Origin of the sequence: Micromonospora craterilacus (genome assembly GCF_003236315.1) — a bacterium.
GTDB classification, from domain to species: domain Bacteria; phylum Actinomycetota; class Actinomycetes; order Mycobacteriales; family Micromonosporaceae; genus Micromonospora; species Micromonospora craterilacus.
Genome location: NZ_POTY01000501.1, coordinates 1 through 1,050, shown reverse-complemented (window position 1 = coordinate 1,050; position 1,050 = coordinate 1). Strand labels below are relative to the sequence as shown.

General features: G+C 76.8%; 1 protein-coding gene. It reads right to left on the bottom strand.

Features of this window, described 5'->3' with window-relative positions:
- The coding region (locus C1I95_RS34085) for an AfsR/SARP family transcriptional regulator (RefSeq protein ID WP_146605951.1) at nt 1-900 on the bottom strand (900 nt) is incomplete at its 3' end.
- Nucleotides 901-1,050 lie beyond the last annotated feature (150 nt).

Below are 1,050 nucleotides of genomic sequence, written 5' to 3'. Positions count from 1 at the left end.
GTGTCGCGCTAGCAGTTCGGCCAGGTCGGCCCGCTCGGTCTGCCGGCCGACCAGCTCGTCCACGGGCGTGGGGAGTCGGCCCGGCGGCGGAGCGCCAGTCACCCGGATCGTGGCGGAATCGGCGGCGGTGCCCAGCCCGGGTGCCTGGGCCAGCACGTCCGACTCCAGCTGCCGCAGCCGGTCGCCCGGGTCGATGCCGAGTTCCTCGGCCAGCTGGCGACGGGCGGTGCGCAGGGTGCCCAGCGCGTCGCCCTGCCGGCCGGCCCGGTACTGCGCCAGCGCCAGCAGTTCCCACAGCCGCTCGTCCAGCGGGGTCTCCTCGACCAGCGCGGCGAGTGGGGCGATGGCGGCGGCGTGCTCGCCGAGGGCGATGCTGGCGGCGTGCCGGTCGGCGACCGCCGTGGCTCGGATCCGCTCCAGCCGGGCGGCGTGGACGAGCAGGGGCGGGGCATCGGCGATGTCCTCGTACGGGCGGCCACGCCAGGAGGGCAGCACCGCATCCAGTGCCGTGGCCGCCGCCCCTGGGCGGTTCGCCACCAGCGCCGCGTGCGCCTCGATCGCCACCCGCTCGAACCGGTCGGCGTCGACACTTGCGGGGCGCAGGCGCAGCGCGTACCCGGAGCCGTTCCAGACCACCCGCCGGGCGGCGGCGCGGGCGGCCCGCCCCGGCTCGAGCAGCCGGCGCAGCAGCGCGACGTACCCCTGCAGGGTGTTGCTCACCGCCGGGGGCGGGCTGTCCGGCCAGACCTGCTCGATCAGCGTCGTCGCGGGCACCGCCCGCCCGCCGGCCGCCACCAGCAGCGCCAGCACGGCGCGCGGTCGTGGCCCGCCGACTTTGACCTCTGCGCCGTTGACCCGCAACCGCAGCGGGCCGAGCACCGACACCTCCACGTCCTCCATGCACGCTCCGTCCCTCACCTGATGTCACCGATACAGGCGCGCGAGGCAAGCGCGAACGTTGCCGACCCGCCTGTCGCCCTTCCGACGGCTCGGGGCCACCCGCCGTTCCGCTGCGGCAGGGCTGCCTGGTGGCGGCCGGTTGGGTGGGAC